At 73.0% G+C, this 25,229-nt stretch carries 21 protein-coding genes and 3 tRNA genes; 11 read left to right on the top strand and 13 right to left on the bottom strand.

Annotation, left to right across the window (positions count from 1 at the left end; genetic code table 11):
- The 4 genes from ACFVHV_RS16100 to crcB (ACFVHV_RS16085) all read right to left on the bottom strand — a co-directional run.
- The coding region (locus tag ACFVHV_RS16100; protein ID WP_380351674.1) for a DEAD/DEAH box helicase at window positions 1–1,820 on the bottom strand (1,820 nt) is incomplete at its 3' end.
- Window positions 1,821–2,979: 1,159 nt separating this feature from the next.
- Window positions 2,980–3,354 carry a fluoride efflux transporter CrcB gene (crcB, locus tag ACFVHV_RS16095; RefSeq protein WP_359897953.1) on the bottom strand — a complete coding sequence of 125 codons (375 nt, stop codon included), beginning with the start codon at window positions 3,352–3,354 and terminating at the stop codon, window positions 2,980–2,982.
- The gene (locus tag ACFVHV_RS16090) at window positions 3,351–3,749 is read right to left on the bottom strand and encodes a DUF190 domain-containing protein (protein WP_359897955.1); all 399 of its coding nucleotides are present in this window, start codon (window positions 3,747–3,749) and stop codon (window positions 3,351–3,353) included. Before ACFVHV_RS16090 ends, crcB (ACFVHV_RS16095) begins: the two co-directional genes overlap by 4 nt.
- Entirely contained in the window at window positions 3,746–4,297 is a 552-nt protein-coding gene (crcB, locus tag ACFVHV_RS16085) for a fluoride efflux transporter CrcB (RefSeq protein WP_380351672.1), read from the bottom strand. Before crcB (ACFVHV_RS16085) ends, ACFVHV_RS16090 begins: the two co-directional genes overlap by 4 nt.
- 70 nt (window positions 4,298–4,367) lie before the next feature.
- On the opposite strand from crcB (ACFVHV_RS16085), the gene ACFVHV_RS16080 reads away from it, so the two are divergent.
- The 6 genes from ACFVHV_RS16080 (at window position 4,368) to ACFVHV_RS16055 (ending at window position 6,417) form a co-directional block, all read left to right on the top strand.
- Window positions 4,368–4,709, top strand: coding sequence for a metallopeptidase family protein (locus ACFVHV_RS16080; RefSeq protein WP_359897958.1), 342 nt, complete (start codon window positions 4,368–4,370; stop codon window positions 4,707–4,709).
- Between the two features lie 125 nt (window positions 4,710–4,834).
- Window positions 4,835–4,907: transfer RNA gene (locus tag ACFVHV_RS16075), tRNA-Glu, on the top strand.
- 63 nt (window positions 4,908–4,970) lie between these two features.
- Window positions 4,971–5,044, top strand: a tRNA-Asp gene (locus ACFVHV_RS16070).
- A 27-nt stretch (window positions 5,045–5,071) separates the two neighbouring features.
- A tRNA-Phe gene (locus tag ACFVHV_RS16065) sits at window positions 5,072–5,145 on the top strand.
- A 126-nt stretch (window positions 5,146–5,271) separates the two neighbouring features.
- Window positions 5,272–5,817 carry a Uma2 family endonuclease gene (locus tag ACFVHV_RS16060; protein WP_380351670.1) on the top strand — a complete coding sequence of 182 codons (546 nt, stop codon included), beginning with the start codon at window positions 5,272–5,274 and terminating at the stop codon, window positions 5,815–5,817.
- A gap of 96 nt (window positions 5,818–5,913) precedes the next feature.
- Complete coding sequence (locus ACFVHV_RS16055; protein WP_380351669.1) at window positions 5,914–6,417, top strand: DUF3995 domain-containing protein; 504 nt, start codon at window positions 5,914–5,916, stop codon at window positions 6,415–6,417.
- Window positions 6,418–6,442: 25 nt separating this feature from the next.
- Here ACFVHV_RS16055 and ACFVHV_RS16050 read toward each other — a convergent pair whose 3' ends face one another.
- Window positions 6,443–7,519: an alpha/beta hydrolase family protein gene (locus tag ACFVHV_RS16050; protein ID WP_380351667.1), complete on the bottom strand. Its 1,077-nt coding sequence runs from the start codon at window positions 7,517–7,519 to the stop codon at window positions 6,443–6,445.
- Between the two features lie 98 nt (window positions 7,520–7,617).
- Window positions 7,618–8,538: a zinc-binding dehydrogenase gene (locus ACFVHV_RS16045; protein ID WP_359897964.1), complete on the bottom strand. Its 921-nt coding sequence runs from the start codon at window positions 8,536–8,538 to the stop codon at window positions 7,618–7,620.
- 264 nt (window positions 8,539–8,802) lie between these two features.
- On the opposite strand from ACFVHV_RS16045, the gene ACFVHV_RS16040 reads away from it, so the two are divergent.
- Window positions 8,803–9,759, top strand: a complete 957-nt coding sequence (locus ACFVHV_RS16040; RefSeq protein WP_359897965.1) for a LysR family transcriptional regulator — start codon at window positions 8,803–8,805, stop codon at window positions 9,757–9,759.
- 127 nt (window positions 9,760–9,886) lie between these two features.
- On the opposite strand, the gene ACFVHV_RS16035 is transcribed toward ACFVHV_RS16040, so the two are convergent.
- Both ACFVHV_RS16035 and ACFVHV_RS16030 read right to left on the bottom strand, forming a co-directional pair.
- On the bottom strand, window positions 9,887–10,765 hold the full coding sequence (locus ACFVHV_RS16035; protein WP_359897966.1) for a hypothetical protein: 879 nt from the start codon (window positions 10,763–10,765) through the stop codon (window positions 9,887–9,889).
- A complete protein-coding gene (locus tag ACFVHV_RS16030) occupies window positions 10,762–11,280 on the bottom strand; it encodes a SigE family RNA polymerase sigma factor (protein WP_359897967.1) in 519 nt (172 codons plus the stop codon). Before ACFVHV_RS16030 ends, ACFVHV_RS16035 begins: the two co-directional genes overlap by 4 nt.
- Window positions 11,281–11,421: 141 nt before the next feature.
- Here ACFVHV_RS16030 and hrpA point away from each other — a divergent pair, with 141 nt between their 5' ends.
- Window positions 11,422–15,402, top strand: coding sequence for an ATP-dependent RNA helicase HrpA (gene hrpA, locus ACFVHV_RS16025; protein WP_380351665.1), 3,981 nt, complete (start codon window positions 11,422–11,424; stop codon window positions 15,400–15,402).
- A gap of 556 nt (window positions 15,403–15,958) precedes the next feature.
- Here hrpA and bldC read toward each other — a convergent pair.
- Complete coding sequence (gene bldC, locus ACFVHV_RS16020; protein ID WP_014137253.1) at window positions 15,959–16,165, bottom strand: developmental transcriptional regulator BldC; 207 nt, start codon at window positions 16,163–16,165, stop codon at window positions 15,959–15,961.
- A 487-nt stretch (window positions 16,166–16,652) separates the two neighbouring features.
- Window positions 16,653–17,597 (bottom strand): hypothetical protein, encoded by a 945-nt coding sequence (locus tag ACFVHV_RS16015; protein ID WP_380351663.1) that lies wholly within the window; start codon window positions 17,595–17,597, stop codon window positions 16,653–16,655.
- Window positions 17,598–17,796: 199 nt separating this feature from the next.
- On the opposite strand from ACFVHV_RS16015, the gene ACFVHV_RS16010 reads away from it, so the two are divergent.
- A complete protein-coding gene (locus ACFVHV_RS16010) occupies window positions 17,797–18,954 on the top strand; it encodes a Glu/Leu/Phe/Val dehydrogenase dimerization domain-containing protein (protein ID WP_359897969.1) in 1,158 nt (385 codons plus the stop codon).
- A 384-nt stretch (window positions 18,955–19,338) separates the two neighbouring features.
- Window positions 19,339–19,593, top strand: a complete 255-nt coding sequence (locus tag ACFVHV_RS16005) for a DUF3073 domain-containing protein (protein WP_380351661.1) — start codon at window positions 19,339–19,341, stop codon at window positions 19,591–19,593.
- A 179-nt stretch (window positions 19,594–19,772) separates the two neighbouring features.
- On the opposite strand, the gene purM is transcribed toward ACFVHV_RS16005, so the two are convergent.
- From purM to ACFVHV_RS15990, 3 genes are all read right to left on the bottom strand, one after another.
- Window positions 19,773–20,858, bottom strand: a complete 1,086-nt coding sequence (gene purM, locus ACFVHV_RS16000) for a phosphoribosylformylglycinamidine cyclo-ligase (protein WP_359897972.1) — start codon at window positions 20,856–20,858, stop codon at window positions 19,773–19,775.
- 100 nt (window positions 20,859–20,958) lie between these two features.
- Window positions 20,959–22,542 (bottom strand): amidophosphoribosyltransferase, encoded by a 1,584-nt coding sequence (gene purF / locus ACFVHV_RS15995; RefSeq protein ID WP_359897974.1) that lies wholly within the window; start codon window positions 22,540–22,542, stop codon window positions 20,959–20,961.
- 320 nt (window positions 22,543–22,862) lie between these two features.
- Window positions 22,863–23,708: a diacylglycerol kinase gene (locus tag ACFVHV_RS15990; protein ID WP_380351659.1), complete on the bottom strand. Its 846-nt coding sequence runs from the start codon at window positions 23,706–23,708 to the stop codon at window positions 22,863–22,865.
- 126 nt (window positions 23,709–23,834) lie between these two features.
- Here ACFVHV_RS15990 and ACFVHV_RS15985 point away from each other — a divergent pair, with 126 nt between their 5' ends.
- Window positions 23,835–25,118 (top strand): adenylosuccinate synthase, encoded by a 1,284-nt coding sequence (locus tag ACFVHV_RS15985; RefSeq protein WP_359897977.1) that lies wholly within the window; start codon window positions 23,835–23,837, stop codon window positions 25,116–25,118.
- The last annotated feature ends 111 nt before the right edge of the window (window positions 25,119–25,229 follow it).

Raw genomic sequence — 25,229 nt, 5'->3', positions numbered from 1 at the left:
CAGCCGCCGCCACGGTTGTCACGGTCACCGAAGCCACCGGAACGGCCGCCGCGGTCGTCACGGTTGAAGCCGCCGGAACGGGCACCGCGGTCGTCGCGGTCACGGTTGAAGCCGCCGCCACGGTTGTCACGGTCACCGAAGCCACCGGAACGGCCGCCGCGGTCGTCACGGTTGAAGCCGCCGGAACGGGCACCGCGGTCGTCACGGTCACGACCGAACGCCGGACGCTCGTTGCGCGCCTCGCGGTAGGCCGGGGTGCGCTCCTCGGCCACCGGGGCGGCGGTCTCGACGACGGTCTCCGAAGCCTCGCCGGACTCGGCCTCGGCGGCCGGCTCCTCGTCCTCGATGCCCAGCTCGGCCCGCTCGCGCGCCGCACGGGCGGCGAGGCGGTCGGCCTCCTCGCGCAGCTCGGTGGTGCGGCGCTGCGCGCGCTCCAGCTGGCGGGTCATGTCGGCGAGCTCGCGCTCGGCGGCACCGGCGATGTTGGCGGCGCTCTCGGCCTGGACCTCGGTCAGCGAACGGGCGCCGGTGATCTTGGCGACCTCCGCGTCGAAGGCGTGGTCGAGGATGTGGCGCGAGGCGTCCACGCCCGCGTCCTCCATCAGGCGGAAGACGCCGCGGCGCTGGTGCGGGAGCACCAGGGTGACGACGGCGCCGGAGCGGCCGGCCCGCGCGGTGCGGCCGGAGCGGTGCAGGTAGTCCTTGTGGTCGCCGGCCGGGTCCACGTTGAGGACCAGGTCGATGCCGTCGACGTGGATGCCGCGGGCGGCGACGTCGGTGGCGACGACGACGTTGGTGTAGCCGTCCTTGAAGTCGCCGAGGACGCGGGTGCGGGCGCCCTGGGTCATGCCGCCGTGCAGCGCGTCGGCCTTCACGCCGGCCTCGATGAGCTGCTCGGCGACGCGGTCGGCGCCCATCTGGGTGCGGACGAAGATGATCGTGCGGCCCTTGCGGGCGGCGATCGCGTTGGTGATCGGCGCCTTGTCCTTGGGCTTCACCACGAGGATGTGGTGGGTCATGGTGGTGACCGCGCCGGCCGACGGGTCGACCTCGTGGGTGACCGGGTTCTTCAGGTAGCGCTTGACCAGGGTGTCGATCTCGTTCTCCAGGGTGGCGGAGAACAGCAGGCGCTGGCCGCCGCTCGGCACCTGGTCGAGGATCTCGGTGACCTCGGGCAGGAAGCCCATGTCGGCCATCTGGTCGGCCTCGTCGAGCACGACGGTCCGGACGTCGGCCAGCTTGGCGCTGCCACGGTTCAGCAGGTCGCGCAGACGGCCGGGGGTGGCGACCAGGACGTCGACACCGCGCTCCAGCGCGTAGATCTGGTTCGACATCGAGGTGCCGCCGCAGACGACCTTGAGCTTGAGGCCGAGCACCGAGCCGAACGGCTCCAGGGCGTCGGCGACCTGCATGGCCAGCTCGCGGGTCGGGACGAGGATCAGGCCGCGCGGGTGCTTGGGCTTGGTGCGCTCGCCGTCGGCGAGGCGGGTCAGCAGCGGCAGGCCGAAGCTCAGGGTCTTGCCGGAGCCGGTGCGGCCACGGCCCAGCACGTCCTTGCCGGCCAGGGCGTCCGGGATGGTCGCGGCCTGGATCGGGAACGGGGTGGTGACACCGCGCTTGGCGAGGGCGCGCACGACGTCGTCGTGCAGGCCCAGGTCGCCGAAGGTGATGGTGGGCTCGGCGGCCGCCTCCTCGGTGGCCTCCTCGGCCTCGGCGATCACCTCGTCCGCGGTGGTGTCGATGGTGTCGTCGGAGTCGGTGACATCGGCGGCGGCCTCGTTCGCGGGCATGGCGAAGCGGGCGTCGTCAACGAGAGACATGCAAAACCTTCCGGAAGTGGCACGCGCCAAAGTCCGGGGTTCTGTTTCACAACCGCCTCTATGCGGTCAGCCACGGATCGCCGGAACGCGCCAAGGGCGCCAGATGGGAATAGGGCGCCAGTCAAATGGATCAAACGAACGATCTACCACCATAGACGAGCCTGGGGATCGGAGGCAAATGCCCTGCTCAATCCGCTAATGCCCGGCCGCGCGCGGGCTCGGTGCCGAGGAACCGGAGCTGCCGGAGGACGGGTCCGGGGCCGGCGGGACGGTCGCGGCGGGCGAGCTGTGCTCCGGCGCGGGCGTGCCGGACGGGTGGCTGCTCGGGGTGGTCGTGGGCCCCCCGGCCGAGCCGCCGCCGGACCGGCCCTCCCCGGTGCCGCCCGCCCCGCCGGTACCGCCGGAGCCCGCCGCACCGCCGGATCCGCCCGCTCCACCGCCCGGGTGCGGAACGGGACTTGTGTTCACACCGCCCGCCGAACCACCGCCCGGACCACCGTCGGGAGCGCCCGCCCCCGGCACCGGGACCACCCCGGCCACCACGCCGTTCGCCCCCGGGGCCGCCTCGCCGGGCGCCGCCGCCGAGGACCCGTTCGACCCGCCGTCGCCCTGGAGGCCCCCCGACCGCGGGGGGGCCCCGGCGCCCCCCCCGGGGCGCCCCTGGCCCGGGGGGGCCGCGGGCCCGCCCGTCGCCCCCGGCCGGACCGCCGGCCCGGCCTGCCCGACCGGCGCCACGCCGTGCTTCTCCTCCGCCGCCGGCCCCACCGACATGCACCCGGTCAGCCCGAGCCCGGCCACCGTCAGCAGCGCCGCCGCCCGCACCGCGCGCGAGCGCGGGACCGCCGCCACCCGCCCCGGAGCCGGACGCGCCGCGGCCAGCCGCACCCGCACCGCCCGTACCGCCCGCACCGTCCGCGCCGCCCGCACCGAAGCCACTGAGGTCCCTCTCTACCGCCCCACCCGGGCCGCCCACTCGCGCGCGGCCGCTTTCGGTGCCCAACGCGCGCCCGGCCCGGCGGGACACGGGCAGCGCGCAAGCTCGCCCGGCGGGGCCGGCGCTCAGGGGCCCGCCCCGGGGCCGTCCAGGGCCGTCCAGGGGCCGCTCAGGGCCCGTCCGGCGCCCCTCGGCACCCACCGGCGCCCCTCCGGTGTCCGCGGCTCAGCCCCAGAGCGCCGAGGCCAGCTCCGCGCCCCCGTAGACCGCGGCCAGCCCGGCCAGCACGCTGCCGGCCACGTTGGCCAGCGCGTACCGCCCGGCGCCGGTCTCGGTCAGCCGCAGGGTCTCGTACGAGAAGGTCGAATAGGTGGTCAGCGCCCCGCAGAGCCCCGTCCCCAGCAGCAGCTGGACCTTCGAGGAGGCCGCGCCCACCGCCACCGCGCCGGTCACCAGCCCGAGGACCAGGCAGCCGACCACGTTCACCGTGAACGTCCCCCACGGGAACACCGAGTCGTGCCGGGACTGCACCGCCCGGTCGGTCAGGTACCGCAGCGGCGCGCCGACCACCGCGCCCGCCACCACCAGCAGCCAGTTCACTCCGCCGCCTCCCCCGGGCCCGCTTCCCGGCCCGGCCCACGGCCCGAACCCGCCTCCGCCCCGCGCCCCGCGTAGGTGACCACCTCGCAGCGGTCCAGCAGCACCAGCCCCTCCGCCACCATCCCGTCCAGCTGCGGCAGGAACGCCCGCACCCGCTCCTCCTCGTCCACGATCACCACCGCCACCGGCAGGTCCTCGCTCAGCGACAGCAGCCGCGTGGTGTGCACCAGCGACGAGGCCCCGAACCCCTCGATGCCCCGGAACACGCTCGCCCCGGCCAGCCCGGCCTCCCGGGCCCGGTGCACGATCTCGCTGTACAGCGGCCGGTGGTGCCAGCGGTCGCTCTCCCCGATCAGCACGGTCAGCCGCAGCGCCGGCCCGCTCAGTCGGCTCATCGCGCACCCCCGGCCCGCTCCGCGGCGCCCCGCCCGGCCCCGCGGCGGACGACCCGGTGGATCAGACGCCGGGTCAGCCCGGCCGCCGCCCAGACCGCGAGCAGCGCGCCCACCAGGGTCAGCCCCAGGTACGCGAGGGCGGGCCCGGTCCGGCCGCCCTCCAGCAGCCGGCGGATGTCCACCGCGTACGTCGAGAAGGTGGTGAACCCGCCCAGCACGCCGGTGCCGAAGAACGGCCGCACCAGCGGATGCGCCTGGCGCCCCTCGGTGATCACCACCAGGAACACCCCGATCACCGCGCAGCCGACCACGTTGACCAGCAACGTCGTCCAGGGGAAGGCCGTCGGGCCGGTCTGCCAGCCGAGCCCGGCCGCGTACCGCGCGGACGCGCCGATCGCTCCGCCCGCCGCGACCACCGCCACCGCCCGCCCCTGCCCGCGCAGCACCGGCGGCCGGCCGGGCCGGCGGGCCCGCGCCGCGGCGCCGTCCACGGTGCCGCCCGCGGTGCCGCCCGCGGCGTCGTCCACGGCGCCCTCCGAGGTCGTCATAGCCCCATCAAACACCGGGCTCCGCCACCTGGCACACCGTCATCCGACACCGGACAATGATCCGGTGGAGATGACCCGGGAAGAGTTCGAGACGCTGGTCGGCGACGCCCTCGACCAGATCCCCCCGCACCTCGCGGCCATGATGGACAACGTCGCGGTCTTCGTCGAGGACGAGCCCGACCCGAGCGACCCGGAGCTCCTCGGGCTCTACGAGGGCACCCCGCTCACCGAGCGCGGCGAGTGGTACGCGGGCGTCCTGCCCGACCGCATCCTGATCTACCGCGGCCCCACCCTGCGCCACTGCGAGACCCGTGAGCAGGTGGTCGAGGAGGTCCGCACCACCGTCATCCACGAGGTCGCCCACCACTTCGGTTTCGACGACCACGAACTCGACGAACTCGGCTGGTCCTGACCCCCGGCCACCGGCCCCACCCACCCCGCACCCCCACCCGGGCGAAACCCGTTTTGGCGATCCGCCCTGCATCCCATATGCTTCTCGACGTCCCCGAACGCTGGAAACAGCGGGACAGGCCGCAAGCCCTCATCGTCTAGTGGCCCAGGACGCCGCCCTTTCAAGGCGGTAGCACGGGTTCGAATCCCGTTGGGGGCACGCAGTACCGTAGTAAAGTGCAGTGCGCAAGACCGCAAGACCCTGAGTGGTTCGCCACTTCTAGGTCCCGTGGAGCAGTTGGTTAGCTCGCCACCCTGTCAAGGTGGAGGTCGCGGGTTCAAGTCCCGTCGGGATCGCTCGTCTCGCAAGAGACGGTGCAGTACGGCCAGGTAGCTCAGTTGGTACGAGCGTCCGCCTGAAAAGCGGAAGGTCGCCGGTTCGACCCCGGCCCTGGCCACAACCGGGAAGCCCCCGTAGCGAATTCGCTACGGGGGCTTCGTCGTTCCGCCGCCGCGCCGGCCGACTACGCTGGGTGTCCGGTACCGGCGGATTCGGTTCACTCGGTTCAGGAGGCTTCGCGCTCATGACCCCGGAACACTTCGAACTCCTTGAGGAAGCCCGCAGGAGCCTGCCTGACGGCTTCAAGGTCGAGATCTCCGGCGACACCATCACGATGATGGTGAGCCCCTCGGGGATCCATCAGCGCAACCTGCTGGTGGTGCGTCGCCAGTTCGACGCGCACACTCCGGCCGGGATGCTGCCGAGTGAGAACACCGACCTGGTCTCACCGAACGTCGGCAAGAGCCGCAACCCCGACCTGACGTACGTTCCGGACGAGGCGCTGGCCACGACCGACAACCAGGTGCCCGCCGAGCTGGCCGCGATCGCGGTCGAGCTGGTCTCGCCCTCCAACCCCGAGAACGACTGGGTCGGGAAGCTGCGCGACTATCCGCTGATGGCCATCCCGCTGTACCTCCTGATCGACGCCCGGGAGAAGACCGTCACCCTGTTCAGCAGGCCGGACGCCACCCGGTACCACCGGCGGGAGGACGTCGCCTTCGGCGAGACCCTGCACGTCCCCGAGCCCTTCGGCTTCGACCTGGTCACCGGCGACCTGCTGCCGTACTGATCCCTCGGGACGACCACCCGGTTACCCCTGGAGGGGGAGGGGGACCCGTCCGAGGGACGATCCGGCGGGCGGGGGCGGCGCGGGACCGTGGACGGCATGGAGACGACACGGGACACGGGCTGGAACCGGGTGGTGCGGGGAGCCGGGTACGCGGCGGCGGGGTGGGCCGCGGCCTTCGCACTGGTGCATCTGTACTGGCTGGCGGACGGACGGCTGGGGCTGCCGGACGGGCGGTCGGTGTGGAGCAGCACGCCGCTGCTGGTGATCGACGTGATCGCGATCCCGTTGTGCGCGGTGGCCGCCGCGGTGGCGCTGGCGCCGCTGCGGCGGTGGGGCGCACGGGTGCCGGCCCGGCTGCTGGGCACGGCGCTGTGGGGCACCACCGCGCTGCTGGTGCTGCACGCCGCGCCGTCCGTGCCGGACTGGATCGCGCTGGCCGTCGGCAGCCGCTCGGGTGCCGAGCTGGACGCGCCGGCCCGGTTCGCGACCTTCGGCTACGAGCCGTTCTTCCTGGCCGGCGGCCTGCTGTTCGCCGCCGCCTCGCTCGGGCACCGGGTGCCCGGCCGGTCGGCCGTGGTGAGCCGGTCAGCGACCCGGTGAGCCGGGCGGTGAGCCGGTCGCCCGGTCAGCCGGTCAGCCGGGCGGTGAGCCAGTCGGCGGTGGCGGGGAGCCAGTCCGGCAGGGCGGTGCCGAGCAGGTGGTTGCCGTGCGGCACGAGGAGCAGTTCGGCGTCCGGGACGTGCTCGGCGAGGGCGGTGGCGGCGGTGACGCCCGGGATGCGGTCCTCGCCGCCCTCGACCACCAGCAGCGGGACGGTGATCGCCGGCGCGAGGGCGGTCAGGTCGATCCGCTCGACGAAGGCGCGGGCCGCCTGGTACCCGCCGCAGCGCTGCGCCAGGGTCGCGGTGACGAACGGGACCAGGCCCTCCCAGTCCAGCCGGTACGGGCCGCTGACCATGGCGGCGGCGCGCAGCCGCGGCTCGCGGGCGGCGGCCACGGCCGCGTAGTGGCCGCCCAGGCTGAGGCCGATCACGGCGGTCCGGTCCGGGTCCAGCCCCGCACGGCCGGTCAGCGCGTCGAGGGCGCGGCCGACCACCCGGTGGTACTCCGGCTCCGGCGCGCTGCCGGCGGCCAGCACGCCCTGTCCGGGCCCGTCGACGGCGAGCACCGCGACGCCCCGGGCGAGCAGGGCGTCGGCGACCGCGTGGAACTCCTCCTTGCCCGAGTCCATCCCCGGCACCACCAGGACCACCGGGGCCCGGCCGCCGCTCCCGTCGGCCGCCCCGCCGGCCGCCGGGCGGCGCAGCCAGCCCGCGAAGCCCTCCCCCTCGACCCGCTCCGCCTCCGGGTCGAGCAGGGCCAGCGCCCGCCGCATCGCCTCGTCGGCCTCCGCGGCGGCCCGGGCCGCGGCCGCCCGGTCGGGGTGCGGGAGCAGCCCGGCGAAGTGGTACCAGCGGGCGGCGCTCCGGTACCGCTCGCCGGCGGTGACGGTGCGGCCCTCGGCGGCGGCCCGCTCCGCCGCCCCGGCGTGCCGGTGGCCGGCCGCCCGGCAGGCGGCCGGCCAGTCGTGCGGGGAGGTCAGCGGGGCGGTGACCCGGGCGTACTCGTACGGGTCCAGGCCGGCGCCGTGGGCGCGCGGCCGGTTCTCCTCGACGAAGGCGGGCAGCAGGCCGGGGGTGTCGAGGAAGGAGAGGTCGGGCACGGCGGGGGTTCCCTTCGAAGTCGTTCGCGTCGTTCGCGTCGTTCGGAGCAGGCGTCGGGCAGGCGTCGGGCGGGTGCCGGGCGGGCATCGGGCGGGCGTCAGGCGAGGGTCAGGACGGCCTTGCCGCGGATCCGGCGCTCGCGCAGGTCGGTGAGCACGGCGGCGGTCTCCGCCCAGGGCGCGACCCGGCCGAGCTCCGGGGTCAGCCGCCCCTCCCGGGTGAGGCGCACCAGGGTGGCCAGGTCGGCGCCGTCCGGGACGTCCGAGTCCGCGTAGTGGAAGTGCCGGACGACCGCCGACTCCGGGCCCGCGAAGAAGTCGAAGAAGTCGAGCGTGACGGGCGTCCGGGAGGCCTGGCCGAACCAGATCAGGGTGCCGCGCCGGGCCAGCCGGGCCAGCGCGAGCGGCAGCGCGGCGCCGCCGGTGGACTCCAGCACCAGGTCGTACGGACCGCGCGCCTCGCCCGGCTCGTGGACCACCTCGGCCGCTCCCAGCTCGACCAGCCGCCGGCCGCGCTCCGGGGAGGCGGTGACGGCGGTCAGCTCGGCCCCGGCCGCGGCGGCCAGCTCTGTGACGTAGTGCCCGACGCCCCCGGAGGCCCCGGTGAGCAGCACCCGCCGTCCGGCCAGCGGCCCCGCCGCCCGGAGCAGCCGCAGCGCGGTGAGGCCGGCCAGCGGCAGCGCGGCGGCCCGTACGGTGTCCAGGCCGTCGGGCAGTTCGGCGAGGGAGGAGGTCGGGACGCACACGTACTCGGCCCACCCGGCGGCGGGCGGATGCCCGACCACCCGGCGGCAGACGGCCGGGCCCGACCCGTCGGCGGCGGCCTGCACCACCAGCCCGGCCACGTCCTTCCCCGGCCGCCACCCGGCCCGGGGCGCCTCCAGCTGGAAGGTCTCGCCCCGGTTCACCGAGAACGCCTCCACCTTCACCAGCGCCTCCCCGGGCCCCGGCCGCGGCTGTTCCACCTCCGCGAACCGCACCGGCTCCGCCGCCCGCCCCGTCGCCACCAGCGCCTTCATCCCCGCTCCTCCGTCGGTAACCCCCTCACCCCACCGCGCGCCGCCCCGGCCGGTCCAACAACCGCGGGACGACGTCGACAACCACCGGTTGTCCGGCCGGGAGCGACGGGCCGCGGGGCGGCAGCACACGGCACGGCGGAGCGAAGCGCCCGGCCGCGGGGCGGCGACGACCCACCCGACCGCGCCGCGACCGCGACCGCGACCGGGGCCAGGGCGGGGTCGGGTGCCCCGCGGGAGTGCGCGGGCAGGCCCTAAGGTGCCCGGGTGGATCTTGATCTGGCGCAGGTGCGGGCGTTCGTCGTGGCGGCCGAGGAGTTGCACTTCGGTCGGGCGGCCGGGCGGTTGGGGATCAGCCAGCAGGGGCTGTCGAAGCGGGTGGCGCGGCTGGAGGCGGTGCTGGGGGTGCGGCTGCTGGACCGGGACGCGCGCGGGGTGGGGCTGACCGGGGCGGGGCTGCGGTTCCTGGAGCCGGCCCGGCGGGCGCTGACGCAGGGGGAGCGGGCGGTGGCGGCCGCGGGGTGCGCGGCGCGGCCGCTGCGGATCGACGTGTGGGGGCACCTGTACGCCCCGATGCGTACGCTCGCGCAGGCGGTGGACGCGGCGCCGGGGCTGCAGGTGGAGCCGGTGCCCGGCCGGGACCTGCCGTCCGTCGCGGCGGCCGTGCTGCGCGGGGAGTCGGACGCCGGGTTCGGCCGGGTGCACCGGCTGCCGGGCGGCGGGGGCGAGTTGACGCACCGGCTGGTCCGGCTGGAGCCGGTGGACGTCCTGCTGAGCACCGGCCATCCGCTGGCCGGCCGGGACGTCCTGCGCCCGGACGACCTGCGGGACAGTGTGCTGCGCTACCCGGCGGCGGTGGACCGGCTGGACTTCCTGACCCGCTTCGCCGAGCGCTTCGGGATCGCCCGCCGGGTCGGCTCGACCAACCTGGGCCTGGAGCACTTCGTGGACCAGGTCCGCGCCGACCCGGCGTGCTTCTCCCTCGTCCCCGCCGACGGCCCGCCGCCCGGGCGCCCGGGTGTCCGCACCGTCCCGCTGGCGGACCCGACCCCGCTCTACGCCTGGTCGCTGCTCTGGCGCACCGGTCCGGACACCGACCCGCACCCCCGACTGGACGACCTGCTGCGGGCGTTCACCACCGGGGCGGCCCGCCACCGGTGGCTGGAGTACGACCCGGCCCGCGACTGGCTCCCGGACGCCGACCAGGCCGCGCTCCGCCCGTGACGGGCGCCCCGACCGCCCCGACCGCCCCGGCTACCCGACGGCCACCCCGGCCACCCGCCGCCACCCCGCCGCCACCCCGCCGCCCCAGCGGCCCGGCGGCCACCGGCGGCCACCGGCGGCCACCGGCTCAGGAGGTCCGGAGCCAGGTGTCCTTGACCCGATCCACCGAGCCGTCCGCCGCGTAGTAGGTGACGGTCGCCGCGTCGGTGCCCGGCTTCGCCAGGATGCCGTAGTAGCGGAACGGGGAGTCCCCGACCACGACCGGCACCGCCTCGGTGGTGCCGCCGCTCTTCCAGGCGACCACGACCTTCGTGATGTCGGCCTGGACCCCCTCGATCACCACCGGCGGGACGCCCGCGCCGTCGTTGAGGCCGAGCGACGAGCCGCCGCTGACGCCGGGGAACCCGCCCGGCGCGGAGACCGCGTGCAGGGTGTCGTCCGCCTGCCGCTTGCCGTCCACGGTGTAGTAGTAGTTCACCCTGTCGATGCGCGTGTTCCAGTTGTCGTCGATGTCCTTCTGGGTGACCGGCTTCGCCGCCGGGTTGGCTTCGTGCCGCTCCGCCTGGATCATCCGGGCCTGCTTGGCGAACGCCTCCTTGTCGGGGACGGCCGGCCACAGCGCGGTCCAGGCCTGCCAGGTGTGGCCGTTCGCGCTGCCTTCGGCGACCTTGACCCGGACGGGGTTGAACGGGTCCCGGGTGGTGGGCGCGCCCGTGGTGCTCACCGCGGTGGCCGAGGCCGCGGCCGAGGCCGCAACCACGGTCGAGACGGCCTGCCGGCCGCGCTCGCCGAGCACCGCCGTGCCCCCGGCGATGCCGGCGACCAGCACCGCCGCCACCCCGGCGGTCAGCAGCCGCCGGTGCCGCAGTCGCCGCCGGCCGCCGGCGACCAGCCGGTCGTACGGGACCGTCCCGGTCTCGACGCTCCCGGCCAGTTCGCCCAGGGCCCGCACGGCCGCCGTCTCGTCTCCGGTCGCCGTGTTCCCGGGCAGGAACTCGTTGCTCATCTTGCCCCTCCGATGCTGGTCAGTCCGATGAGTGAGGAGGCCCCGCGGAGCTTGGCCAGGCCTCTGGCCGCCTGGCTCTTGACCGTGCCGACCGAGCAGCCCATCGCCACCGCGGTCTGGGTCTCGCTGAGGTCCTCCCAGTACCGCAGCACCACGGCCTGGCGCTGGCGCGGCGGCAGGGTGCCGAGTGCGGCGAGCAGCACGGCCCGGTCGTCCGGGTCGGCGCCGGCCGGTGCGGGCCGGTCCGGGAACTCGGTGACCGGGTACTCGACCAGCCGCCGCCGGAACCGTCTGGCGTGCTCGTTGATCACGATCCGGCGCACGTAGGCGTACGGGTCGTCCGCGGCACGCACCCGGTTCCACGCCGCGTACGCCCGCTCCAGCGCCTGCTGGACCAGGTCCTCGGCGCCGTGCCGGTCTCCCGCGAGCAGGAACGCCGTCCTGAGCAGCCGTGACCACGCGCTGCCGACGAACGTCCGGAACTCCTCGTCCCGGGCGGTCTTGTGGGCTCCCATGAGCACCTCCTCAACCTCCCGGAGCCCGGGACGGCCTCGGACCGTTGCCCGCCGTTCGCGATTCGCCGCCGACGGCTGTGACACTGGAGGAGCTCGAAAACCGAGGTGCGCTCCGCCGTGCCTCCTTGCGAACCTAGAGGGATGCCCGCAGTGAGTTCTCCCGCAGTCCAGTCCGCCACCGTCCCCGCCGAGGGCCCCGGAATCGGCGGGCTGGCCGCCCGTCTGCCCGAGCTGACCCTGCGCGACCAGGTGCGGATCGGGCGCCGGCTGGAGGGGGCCCGCCGGGTCCGCAAGCCCGAGGCCCGGCAGAAGGTCGCCGCCGAGATCGCCGCCGAGATCGACCGCGCCGAGGCGGTCGTCGAGCGGCGCCGGCGCGCCGTCCCGAGGATCGGCTATCCCGCCGAGCTCCCGGTCAGCCAGAAGAAGGACGAGATCCTGGCGGCGATCCGGGACCACCAGGTGGTGATCGTCGCGGGCGAGACCGGCTCCGGCAAGACGACCCAGATCCCGAAGATCTGCCTGGAGCTCGGCCGTGGCGTGCGCGGCCTGGTCGGCCACACCCAGCCGCGCCGGATCGCCGCCCGCACGGTGGCCGAGCGGGTCGCGGAGGAGCTGGACAGCCCGCTCGGCGAGGCGGTCGGCTGGAAGGTCCGGTTCACCGACCAGGTCGGCCAGGACACCCTGGTCAAGCTGATGACGGACGGCATCCTGCTCGCGGAGATCCAGACCGACCGCGACCTGCACCAGTACGACACCCTGATCATCGACGAGGCGCACGAGCGCAGCCTCAACATCGACTTCATCCTCGGCTACGTCAAGCAGCTGCTCCCCCGCCGCCCGGACCTCAAGGTCGTGATCACCTCCGCGACCATCGACCCGGAGCGCTTCGCCCGGCACTTCGGCGACGCCCCGATCATCGAGGTCTCCGGCCGCACCTACCCGGTCGAGGTCCGCTACCGGCCGATCGTCGACGAGGCCGACGACGAGGCGGACGAGGCCGACCGCGACCGGGACCAGGTCCAGGCGATCTGCGACGCCGCCGAGGAGCTCCAGGCCGAGGGCCCCGGCGACATCCTGGTCTTCCTCTCCGGCGAGCGCGAGATCCGCGACACCGCGGACGCCCTCGGGAAGCTGAAGCTGAAGAACACCGAGATCCTGCCGCTGTACGCGCGGCTCAGCTCGGCCGAGCAGCACAAGGTCTTCCAGCGCTCCCGCAGCCGCCGGATCGTGCTGGCCACCAACGTGGCCGAGACCTCGCTGACCGTCCCCGGCATCAAGTACGTGATCGACCCGGGCAGCGCCCGGATCTCCCGCTACAGCCACCGCACCAAGGTGCAGCGGCTGCCGATCGAGGCGATCAGCCAGGCCAGCGCCAACCAGCGCAAGGGCCGCTGCGGCCGTACCTCGGACGGCATCTGCATCCGGCTCTACTCGGAGGAGGACTTCCTCTCCCGCCCCGAGTTCACCGACGCCGAGATCCTGCGCACCAACCTGGCCTCGGTGATCCTCCAGATGACGGCGGCCGGCCTCGGCGACATCGCCGCCTTCCCGTTCCTGGACCCGCCGGACTCGCGCAACATCAAGGACGGCGTCGCCCTGCTGCACGAGCTGGGCGCGCTCGACCCGGAGGAGAAGGATCCGCGCAAGCGCCTGACCCAGCTGGGCCGCAAGCTCGCCCAGCTCCCGGTGGACCCGCGGATGGCCCGCATGGTGCTGGAGGCGGACCGCAACGGCTGCGTCCGCGACGTCATGGTGATCGCCGCCGCGCTCTCCATCCAGGACCCGCGCGAGCGCCCGGCCGAGAAGCGCCAGGCCGCCGACGAGCGGCACAAGCGGTTCAACTCGGAGACCTCCGACTTCCTGTCCTACCTGGCGATGTGGCGCTACGTCCGGGAGCAGCAGAGCGAGCTCTCCTCCTCGGCGTTCCGCCGGATGTGCAAGGCGGAGTTCCTCAACTACCTGCGGATACGGGAGTGGCAGGACATCTACGTCCAGCTGCGCACCGTCGCCAAGCAGTTGGGCGTGACGATCGAGGAGCCGCACCCCGACGCCGAGCCGGACGCCGACCGGATCCACCAGTCGCTGCTGGCCGGCCTGCTCTCCCACATCGGTCTGTTCGACGTGGAGAAGCGCGAGTACGGCGGTGCGCGCGGCGCCCGCTTCGCGGTGTTCCCGGGCTCCGGCCTGTTCAAGAAGCCGCCGCGCTGGGTGATGTCGGCGGAGCTGGTGGAGACCTCCCGGCTCTGGGCGCGGATCAACGCGAAGATCGAGCCGGAGTGGGTCGAGCCGCTGGCCGGCCACCTGATCAAGCGCAGCCACAGCGAGCCGCACTGGGAGAAGAAGGCCGGCGCCGTCATGGCGTACGAGAAGGTGACCCTCTACGGGATGCCGGTCGTCGCCCAGCGCAAGGTCAACTACGGGAGGATCGACCCGGAGCTCTGTCGCGAGCTGTTCATCCGCAACGCGCTGGTCGAGGGCGACTGGGAGACCCACCACCGGTTCTTCGCGGAGAACCGCAAGCTGCTCGGCGAGGTCGAGGAGCTGGAGAACCGGGCCCGCCGCCGGGACATCCTGGTGGACGACCAGACCCTGTTCGACTTCTACGACGCCCGGCTGCCCGACGAGATCGTCTCCACCCGGCACTTCGACTCCTGGTGGAAGAAGGCCCGGCACGAGCAGCCGGACCTGCTGAACTTCGAGAAGTCGATGCTGATCAACGACGCCGCGGACGGCGTCACCGAGGCCGACTACCCGGACCACTGGCAGCAGGGCAAGCTCCGCTTCAAGCTGACGTACCAGTTCGAGCCGGGCAGCGACGCGGACGGCGTGACCGTGCACATCCCGCTGCCGGTGCTGAACCAGGTGACCGCGGAGGGCTTCGACTGGCAGATCCCCGGTCTGCGGGAGGAGCTGGTCACCGCGTACATCAAGTCGCTGCCGAAGGCGATCCGGCGCAACTTCGTTCCGGCGCCGGACTTCGCCAGGGCGGCGCTGCGTGCAGTGAAGGACCGCCAGGAGCCCCTGCTCCCGGCCCTGGAGCACGCCCTGAAGCGCCTGACGGCGGTCACCGTGCCCCCGGAGGCCTGGGACGACGACCGGGTGCCCGATCACCTCAAGGTGACCTTCCGGGTGGTGGACGGCCGCAAGAAGCTCGCCGAGTCCAAGGACCTGGAGGAGCTGCGGCTCCGGCTCGAGCCCAAGCTGAAGGAGACGCTCTCCTCGGCCGCGTCCGGCCAGGGCATCGAGCAGAGCGGGCTGACCGCCTGGCCGGCCTCGCTGCCGGTGCTCCAGCGCACCTTCGAGCAGCGTTCGCGCGGCCACTCGATGCGCGCCTACCCGGCCCTGGTGGACGAGGGCCCGTCGGTCGGCGTCAAGCTGTTCGACACCCCGGAGGCGCAGGCCCGGTCGATGTGGGAGGGGACGCGGCGGCTGCTGATGCTGACCACCACCTCCCCGGCCAAGTCCATCCAGGGCCGGCTGGGCAACCAGGCGAAGCTGGCGCTCTCGCACAGCCCGCACGGCTCGATCGGCGCCCTGTTCGAGGACGTCGTGGCCGCCGCCACGGACCGGCTGATGACCCTGGCCGGCGGGCCGGCCTGGGACGAGGCGGCCTTCGGCAAGCTGCACGACAAGGTGCGCACGGACCTGTACGACCTGTCCGCGGACACCACGCTGAAGACGGCCACCGCGCTGATCGCCTTCCACAAGGCCTCGACCCGGCTGAAGTCGGTGAGCAGCCCGGTGCTGTTGAACGCGGTGAACGACGTCCGGCTGCACCTGGCCTCGCTGGTGCACCCGGGCTTCGTGACGGCCACCGGCTGGCAGCGGCTGCCGGACCTCAAGCGCTACCTGCTGGCGGTGGACCGCCGTCTGGAGGCGCTGCCCAACCACCCGCAGCGGGACGCCCAGCAGCTGCTGAAGGTGCAGCAGGTCCAGCAGGAGTACGGGGAGCTGCTGGCGGCGGTGCCGGCCGGGCACCAGCCGTCCGCGGAGGTGCGGGCGATCCGCTGGATGATCGAGGAGCTGCGGGTCAGCTTCTTCGCCCAGTCGCTGGGCACGCCGAGCCCGGTGTCGGAGAAGCGGATCACGAAGGCGATGGCGGCGGCGCGGGCGACGCTCTGACCCGGGTGGCCGTGTGAGCTGCGGTGGGCCTTCAGGAGCCAGTTCGACCTGGGGGCCCACCATGGGCTACAGTCTGTCTTGTTCGCAGCGCGGCAAGCGAGTGAACGAGATCAGGAAACACTCTGGTCCCGTGGAGCAGTTGGTTAGCTCGCCACCCTGTCTGGGGGGGGGGCGGGGGTAAACGCCCCGTGGGCACCGCCGCCGTGCCGGCGCCCCGCACCCGTCTGGTCCCCCGCCTCTCGCTTTTGACCGTTCGGCCCACTACCCCGGCCAGGTCTAGACCACAAGTGACGGACCGTGTGACGGTCGTCACGGAACCTCCCCAGGAATCGGCCTCGCGCGACCCTTCCCGGAACCCCGTTAATTTAATATGTAAAATTGTACAGCTATTCACTGTAAATCCCCCCCGCCCCACGCGCATCAAATCGTTATCCGGAGTTCAACATTCCGACCACTCGCCCGGGCGCGGAACACCCTCGGGCGGGCACGACAAAGGGGCCGCTTACCGGACCCGGCGGAGTCCGGTAAGCGGCCCCTTTAAAGAGCCTTTGGCCTATCAGGCCTCAGTGCGCTGGGCGGGAATCCCAGCAAGCAGAGCGCGCACCTCCGCCTCACGGTAACGGCGGTGACCGCCGAGCGTGCGAATCGACGTCAGCTTGCCCGCCTTTGCCCAGCGAGTGACCGTCTTCGGGTCCACGCGGAACATGGTGGCAACCTCTGCCGGCGTCAGCAGCGGCTCAGCATCAGGGGTACGAGCGGTCATGAGCGGCCTCCTCGGGAGAACCGAACCAGGGCGGTTCTATCCTTCAAATTCTGCACCTTGGCCCGCGATGCCCGAAATGGCATAGACGGGCCGAGTCGGTTATAGGACGAACGGCTTGTCCTGGTGTCTACAACTACACCATCCGTCCAGCCCTATCGACCAAACCGCCAAAATTGACCCCTCACGGGTTCAAGGCCGACGGATGGCGATGGACCACCCCATAACGGACAGTCACATAGCGATGACATCCGGTTACGAAGGGACCAGACCCTCCGTTTCCCCGCAAAGCACGCATCGACTCCAGAACCACCCAAAAGTGGGCACGCTCACGTGAAGTTGGGCTGGTTGTCCCATTTTTGCACATAGGGGTAAGTTCGCGTCAACGGTGAGTAGTGTCACGTTCGGCAGCTATTGACCCGAACCAGGACCTTGGTCATCGGACGTGCAGTGCTTAGGACTCTTACAGTCATACACGCGCGGTCGGACATCAGTTCGCGTGCCGCAGCGCCAGCACCCGGCGCCACCGCACCGTCAGCTCCCCGTACACGCGCAGCGCCTCGGCGGTGTCCCCCGACCGCAGCGCCCGCAGCCCCTCCTCCAGTTCCCCCGCCGAACGGTCCGCCAGCAACCGCTCCGGGCCCAGCAGATGCACCAGGCCCCCGTAGTCCAGTTCCACCAGCGAGCGCGGATGGAACTCCTCCAGCCAGCGCCCGACCCGCTCCGCCCCCTGCACCAGCTCCCCGTCCGGCACCGCCTCGCGCAGCGCCCGGAAGGCCCGCGCCACCCGCCGGCGCGCCTGCGCCATCGGCACCAGGTAGAACAGCGCCGCCGGCCGGCCCCCGGGGCCCTCCTCCTCCCCTTCCCCTCCCGGTCCGTCCGCGGGTCCGTCCGCGGGTCCGTCCCCGCCCGGCACGAAGCAGCGGTCCTCGTCCCCGAACGGCAGGAACCAGCGCACCGGCACCTCCCACCGGCTGGTCAGGATCCACGGCCGGGCGTCCGGGTGCTCGGCCCGCCAGCGCTCCAGGTCCGCCTCGGCGGCCGCCCGGGTCACCGGCGGCAGCGCGGTGTCCAGCAGCGCCACCGGCGCCCCGGCCCGCAGCTCCTCCAGCGCCTGCCAGCTGCGCAGTCGGGTCGCCCACGGGCAGACGTACAGTACGCCGTCCACCACCCGCAGGTACGCCCGCCCGCTCTCCCGCTCGGGCAGCGCCCGGGGCGTGCGGGCGGCCAGCCCGGCGAGCGCCTCCCGCTGCTCCTCCAGCACCGCCGCCGCCACCGGCTGCGACGGCTCGGCGGCGTCCGGACCGCGCTCCGCCGCACAGGCCTGCCAGTGCGCCCGCTCGGGCTCCGGATAGGCGGCCAGCGGCTCGTAGACCCGCAGGTGGGCGGCGTAGGGCGGTTGTACGGAAGTACGTACGACGGTCACGTCCTGCATGGTCGCACGCACCGCCCGGCCCCGGGAGGGCGCGCCCCCGAACCCGTTCGCGCCCGCACCCCGTCCGCCTTCCCGTCTCACTCCTCGGACGACCGGCCCCAGCTCGGACAAGACGGCCGATCGGCGGCACGGGCGCGGCTACGCTTCGCCTCAGACGCCCGCACCACAGCAGCGGGCCTTCGATACTGGAGTCACCACAGTGACCGACGTACAGACCCCCGCCACGCACTCCGCACCCGGCGTGCTCAGCAGGATCTTCCGTACCGAACAGGACGGCGCCCCCGGCGACGGTCACGAGCAGGTCGTCCTCTGCCACGACCGCAGCTCGGGCCTGAAGGCGATCATCGCCATCCACTCGACCGCCCTGGGCCCGGCCCTCGGCGGCACCCGCTTCTTCCCGTACGCCTCCGAGGAGGCGGCGCTGGAGGACGCGCTGAACCTGTCCCGCGGAATGTCCTACAAGAACGCGCTGGCCGGCCTGGACCTCGGTGGCGGCAAGGCCGTCATCATCGGCGACCCGAACAAGGACAAGAACGAGGCGATGCTCCGGGCCTACGGCCGCTTCGTCGAGTCCCTGCGCGGCCGCTACATCACCGCCTGCGACGTGGGCACCTACGTCCAGGACATGGACGTCATCGCCCGCGAGACCGAGTTCGTGACCGGCCGCTCGCCCGAGCACGGCGGCGCCGGCGACTCGTCCATCCTGACCGCCTTCGGCGTCTTCCAGGGCATGCGCGCCAGCGCCCAGGCACGCTGGGGCCAGCCGACCCTGCGCGGCAAGCGGGTCGGCGTCGCGGGCGTCGGCAAGGTCGGCCACTACCTGGTCGGCCACCTGGTCGCGGACGGCGCCACGGTCGTCGTCACCGACCCCTTCGAGGCCGCGGTCAACCGGGTGCGCGCCGCCCACCCGGAGGTGGAGGTCGTCGCCGACACCACCGCCCTGCTCCAGGCCAAGCTGGACGTCTACGCCCCCTGCGCCCTCGGCGGCGCGCTGACCGACGCCACGGTCGCCGCGCTGGGCGAGTTCGGCACCTCCGTCGTCTGCGGCGCGGCCAACAACCAGCTGGCCCACCCGGGCGTCGAGAAGGACCTGGCCGACCGCGGCATCCTCTACGCGCCGGACTACCTGGTGAACTCCGGCGGCGTCATCCAGGTCGCCGACGAGATCGACGGCTTCAACTTCGATCGGGCCAAGAACAAGGCCACGAAGATCTTCGACACCACCCTGGAGATCTTCACCCGGGCGACGGCCGACGGCATCCCGCCCGCGGTCGCCGCCGACCGCCTGGCCGAGAAGCGGATGCGCGAGATCAGCGCCCTGCGCACGGTGCTGCTGCCCGGCGCCCGCCGCGCCTGACGGGTCGACAACCGACCCGGTGATGCGCGGGGGGGCCGTGGGGACGGTCCCCCCGCGCATCACGATGTGGAACCGGATTCTCACTTCTCCCGCCGAACGGGTGATCCGAGGCCCCCCTAGGGGGGATAATCAGTCCTGGAACGACGGACCTCAGACACCTCTGGACAGCGCGCAAAACGCCGCAAAACCTCCCTTGACCTGGGAAGACCTGGTCGCGGGTGCGGTCGGTGCGCGCCACGTCACACCGACGACGTACCGTCCAGCGGCGGAAACAGGTACCGTTAATGCTCCAAGGGACGGTCCTCCCATTCGGGCAGGCCGGTCCTGATCATGAACACGTGTCAGACTCGGGGCCGTGAGCCCCATCGTTGAGGGGGTCGACCCATGGGGCGCGGCCGGGCCAAGGCCAAGCAGACGAAGGTCGCCCGCGAGCTGAAGTACAACAGCGGCGGGTTCGACGCTAACCGTCTGTCCAACGAGCTGGGCGTATCTCCGTCCACCGCCTCGATCGAGCCGGAGCCGATCGAGGAGGAGGAGGACGACCCGTACGCGGAGTACGCAGCCCGCTACGCCGACCTCGACGACGAGGACGACAACGGGCCAGGCACCGGGGCGTCCCAGGCCTCCCGCCGCTCGTAGCCACAGCAGTCCCGCCGACCGGTTCGGGCACCCGCCAGGGCGCCGGACCGGTCTTCGGCGTTCCCTCGCGCCGGACCGCCCCGCCCGGCGTTCCCCCGTACGGCCCGCCGACCGCCTCCACCGCACGCGAGAGGGCCCCTCCGGTGCTCCGGAGGGGCCCTCTCGTCGTCACGCCGGGGTCAGCTCGCCCGGAAGCCCTCGTAGGCGTTGTAGAGGGCCGCGCCGCCCTCGTGCCCGTCGCCGCGCTCGACGATGTCGCCGAGCAGCCAGGCCTCCACGCCGCGGTCCTCCAGGATCGACAGCACGACGTCCACCGAGTGCGGCGGGACGACCGCGACCATGCCGACGCCCATGTTCAGCGTCTTCTCGATCTCCAGGGTGGCCACCTTGCCGACCTCGGCGACGGTCTGGAAGACCGGCAGCGGGGTCCAGGTGCCGCGGTCCAGGCGGGCGTGCAGGCCGTCCGGGACGACCCGGGCCAGGTTGGCCGCCAGGCCGCCGCCGGTGACGTGCGAGAAGGCGTGCACCTCGGTGGCGCGGGTGAGCGCCAGGCAGTCCAGCGAGTAGATCCGGGTCGGCTCCAGCAGCTCCTCGCCGAGGGTGCGGCCGAACTCCTCGACCTTGCGGTCCAGCTTCCAGCCGGCCTCGTTCAGCAGCACGTGGCGGACCAGCGAGTAGCCGTTGGAGTGCAGGCCGGAGGCGGCCATCGCGATCACCACGTCGCCGGCCCGGACCCGGTCCGCGCCGAGCAGCGCGTCGGCCTCCACCACACCGGTGCCGGCGCCCGCGACGTCGTACTCGTCCGGGCCCAGCAGGCCCGGGTGCTCGGCGGTCTCGCCGCCGACCAGGGCGCAGCCGGCCAGCGCGCAGCCCTCGGCGATGCCCTTGACGATCGCGGCGACCCGCTCCGGGACGACCTTGCCGACGCAGATGTAGTCGGTCATGAACAGCGGCTCGGCGCCGCACACCACCAGGTCGTCGACGACCATGCCGACCAGGTCGTGGCCGATGGTGTCGTGCTTGTCCATGGCGGCGGCGATGGCCACCTTGGTCCCCACGCCGTCGGTGGCCGAGGCCAGCAGCGGCCGCTCGTAGTTCTTGAAGGCGGACGCGTCGAAGAGGCCGGCGAAACCGCCGAGACCGCCGACCACCTCGGGGCGGTTGGCCTTCTTCACCCACTGCTTCATGAGCTCGACGGCGCGGTCGCCCGCCTCGATGTCGACACCGGCGGCGGCGTAGGTGGCACCGTTCTGGTTGCTGGTCACTGCGTGCGGCCCTTTCGGGTCAGGTGGGGGTGGTTCTACGGAACAGCAGGGGGTGGAACAGCGGTGGGGCCCCGGTTCACGGGACCCCACCGTCGGTTCGTTACGGCCGGCGCAGCGCGTCGGCCGCGCCCGCCCCGCCGAGCAGCGACTGGACGCCGTCCAGGTCGCTGCCGCTGGTCGGCTTGCCGCGGACGGCCGGCGGCTGCTGGCCGCCCTTGATCTCGGCCTCCAGCAGGAGCTTGCCGAGCAGCGCCGGGTCCGGCAGCTCCATCGGGTACTCGCCGTCGAAGCAGGCCCGGCAGAGCCGGTCCTTCGGCTGCGCGGTGGCCTCGATCATGCCGTCGATCGAGATGTAGGAGAGCGAGTCCGCGCCGAGGGTGCGGCCGATCTCCTCGATGGTCATGCCGTTGGCGATCAGCTCCGCGCGGGTGGCGAAGTCGATGCCGAAGAAGCAGGGCCACTTCACCGGAGGCGAGGAGATCCGGATGTGCACCTCGGCGGCGCCGGCCTCGCGGAGCATCTTCACCAGCGCGCGCTGGGTGTTGCCGCGGACGATCGAGTCGTCCACGACCACCAGGCGCTTGCCCGCGATGACCTCGCGCAGCGGGTTGAGCTTGAGCCGGATGCCGAGCTGGCGGATCGTCTGGCTGGGCTGGATGAAGGTGCGGCCCACGTAGGCGTTCTTCACCAGGCCGGAGCCGTACGGGATGCCGCTGGCCTCGGCGTAGCCGATCGCGGCGGGGGTGCCGGACTCGGGCGTCGCTATCACCAGGTCGGCATCGACGGGCGCCTCCTTGGCCAGCCGGCGGCCCATCTCCACGCGGGAGAGGTGCACGTTGCGGCCGGCGATGGAGGTGTCGGGGCGGGCCAGGTAGACGTACTCGAAGACGCAGCCCTTGGGCTTGGCCTCGGCGAACCGGGAGCTGCGCATCCCGTTCTCGTCGATGGCGATGAGCTCGCCGGGCTCGACCTCGCGGATGAAGGAGGCGCCGCAGATGTCCAGCGCCGCCGTCTCGGAGGCGACCACCCAGCCGCGCTCCAGCCGGCCGAGCACCAGCGGGCGGATGCCCTGCGGGTCACGGGCGGCGTAGAGGGTGTGCTCGTCCATGAAGACGAGCGAGAACGCGCCCTTGACCTGGGGCAGCACGACCTTGGCCGTCTCCTCGATGGAGAGGTCCGGGTGGCCGGCGAGCAGCGCCGTCACCAGGTCGGTGTCATTGGTCGCGGCGCTCCGGCCGGAGCGCGAGACGTGCTCCTCGCCGGGGAGTTCGGCGACCATGGCCGCCAGTTCGGCGGTGTTCACCAGGTTTCCGTTGTGCCCGAGGGCCAGCGAACCGTGAACGGTCGCCCGGAAGGTCGGCTGGGCGTTCTCCCAGACCGAGGAACCGGTGGTCGAGTAGCGGGCGTGTCCGACGGCGATATGCCCGTGCAACGACCCCAGCGATGCCTCGTCGAAGACCTGGGAAACGAGGCCCATGTCCTTGAAGACGAGAATCTGGGAGCCGTTGCTCACTGCGATGCCCGCGGATTCCTGACCGCGGTGCTGCAGGGCGTAAAGGCCGAAGAACGTGAGCTTGGCGACCTCCTCGCCGGGAGCCCAGACACCGAAGACGCCACAAGCGTCCTGGGGGCCTTTCTCACCGGGAAGAAGATCGTGGTTGAGTCTTCCGTCACCACGTGGCACGCCTTCGAGTCTAGGGCAGTTGACCCGGGCTGTCGGACCCCGGGACTGCGGGTTTGTCCGGCGATCGCGAGTTGATGCGCGTAGACAAAACCCCTTACCGGCCGGGGATTTCGGGTGGGGGGAATTCCGGCGGGCGGCGCTTGGCCTTGTGGTTCGCGCCTGTTGGGGAGTTCCGGGTGCGCGGCGGCGGGGGTCCGGGCACGGACGAACGTGAGCCTGCTCACCCGGCGTTCCCCCACCCGTCGCCCGCCGGTCGCCCACCGGTCGGGCGGTCGGGCGGTCGGGCGGGCGGGCGGGCGTTCAGGCGGGCGGGCGGGCGTTCAGGCGGCCGGCAGCAGCAGGCCCCAGGCTCCCGGGTGCACCGTCCAGGTCCGCGCCCGGACCGGACCGACCGGGCGGCCGTCCGCCTCGTAGTCGAAGCCCCGCCCCACCACCGACACGCTCGCCGCCCGGGCGCGCACCAGGGCGCCGGAGGCGGCGACCACCACCTCCATCTCGCCCGTCCCGTCCGAGGCACCGGACGGGAGCGTGACCTGGACCAGCCGGACCGGCCGGTGGACGTCCGCGAGCAGTCGGCCGTCCGCCTCGACCCGGACCCGGGAGCTGTGGTCGGCGCCGTCCTCGGTGAGTGCGTTCGCCTGCTCGGCCGCAGCCAGTTTCGCCCATAGCGAACGCCAGCCACCCGAACGGCCCACCATGCGCCGCGCACCCCCGCCGGTGATCCGCACCCCGCCCAGCGCCACCCCGCCACCGTCGTCCACCAGCAGGTCCAGCCGGCGCGGCGCGCCCGACAGCACCGCCCGCGCGGCCCGGACCGGCTCCCCCGGCACGCCGAGCGCGCGGGCCGCCGCCAGCTCCTGCGAGCGGCCGACCGGAACCATCCCCACCGGTTCCGTGCCCAGCTCACGCTGGCGATGCAGGGCCTGGAGCACCCGCTGCAGCGCGAGGTCGGAACCGATCACCACCGGTCGCCTCCGGCCCCGGTGCGAAAGCACCCGGTCGAGCTCGGAAGGGCTCTCCGGAAAGGCCACCTTCACGTCCGCGCCCCCGCAGAGCACGTCCTTCGCGATCCGCACCGACTCGCCGTCGGTCTGCCGGGCCACCGGGTCGAGGAGCAGCAGGAGCGGCTCCGGGCCGCCGGTAGCAGGCGTGGACAGGGACGACACGACCGGTCCTTCCTCAGGTAATCTCTCGGTGCAAGAGCCCCTTGCGCCATTGCGCCAGGGGCTTCGTCTATCTCGGGGCAGACTGCGGCCTACGCAGGATGCCCCAACCGGAAGGGGTGTACGCCTGTGCCGGCACTCGTGCTCGTTGGCGCTCAGTGGGGAGACGAGGGCAAGGGGAAGGCCACCGACCTCCTCGGTGGCTCCGTGGACTACGTGGTCCGCTACCAGGGCGGCAACAACGCCGGTCACACGGTGGTCATCGGCGACCAGAAGTACGCCCTGCACCTGCTCCCTTCCGGAATCCTCAGCCCGAACGTGACGCCGGTGATCGGCAACGGCGTCGTGATCGACCCGGCCGTGCTGCTCTCCGAGCTGGCCGGCCTGAACGAGCGCGGCATCGACACCTCCAAGCTGCTGATCTCGGGCAACGCCCACCTGATCACGCCGTACCACCGCACCCTGGACAAGGTCACCGAGCGCTTCCTCGGCAAGCGCCGGATCGGCACCACCGGCCGCGGCATCGGCCCGACCTACGCGGACAAGATCAACCGCGTCGGCATCCGGGTCCAGGACCTGTTCGACGAGTCGATCCTGCGCCAGAAGATCGAGGCGGCGCTGCACGACAAGAACCAGATCCTGGTCAAGCTGTACAACCGCCGCACCATCCCGGCCGACCTGGTGGTCGAGGAGTACCTGGGCTACGCGGAGAAGATCAAGCCCTTCCTCTCCGACACCACCCTCGTCCTGGACGAGGCGCTGAAGGCGGACAAGGTCGTCCTGCTGGAGGGCGGCCAGGGCACCCTGCTCGACGTCGACCACGGCACGTACCCCTTCGTGACCTCGTCGAACCCGACCGCGGGCGGCGCCTGCACCGGCGCCGGCATCGGCCCGACCAAGATCGACCGGGTCATCGGCATCCTCAAGGCCTACACCACCCGCGTCGGCTCCGGCCCGTTCCCGACCGAGCTGCTCGACGCGGACGGCGAGGCGCTGCGCCGGATCGGCGGCGAGCGCGGTGTCACCACCGGCCGCGACCGCCGCTGCGGCTGGTTCGACGCCGTGATCGCGCGCTACGCGACCCGGGTCAACGGCCTCACCGACTTCTTCCTCACCAAGCTGGACGTGCTGACCGGCTGGGAGCAGATCCCGGTCTGCGTCGCGTACGAGATCGACGGCAAGCGGGTCGAGGAGCTCCCCTACAACCAGTCGGACTTCCACCACGCCAAGCCGATCTACGAGACGCTGCCGGGCTGGACCGAGGACATCAGCAAGGCGAAGTCCTTCGCCGATCTGCCGAAGAACGCCCAGGCGTACGTGAAGGCGCTGGAGGAGATGTCGGGCGCGCCGATCTCCGCCATCGGCGTCGGCCCGGGCCGCGACGAGACGATCCAGATCAACTCGTTCATCTGAGTCGGAACCCGCTCTTCACCGAGGGCCCCGCAGGACGCACCGTCCTGCGGGGCCCTTCGTCGTCCCGGATCCTCCGCGCTGGATCCTCCGCGCTGGATCTTCTGCACTCAG

This window comes from Kitasatospora sp. NPDC127116, from assembly GCF_042677365.1.
GTDB lineage: Bacteria > Actinomycetota > Actinomycetes > Streptomycetales > Streptomycetaceae > Kitasatospora > Kitasatospora lactacystinica.
This window is presented reverse-complemented; position numbering and strand designations above follow the sequence as displayed.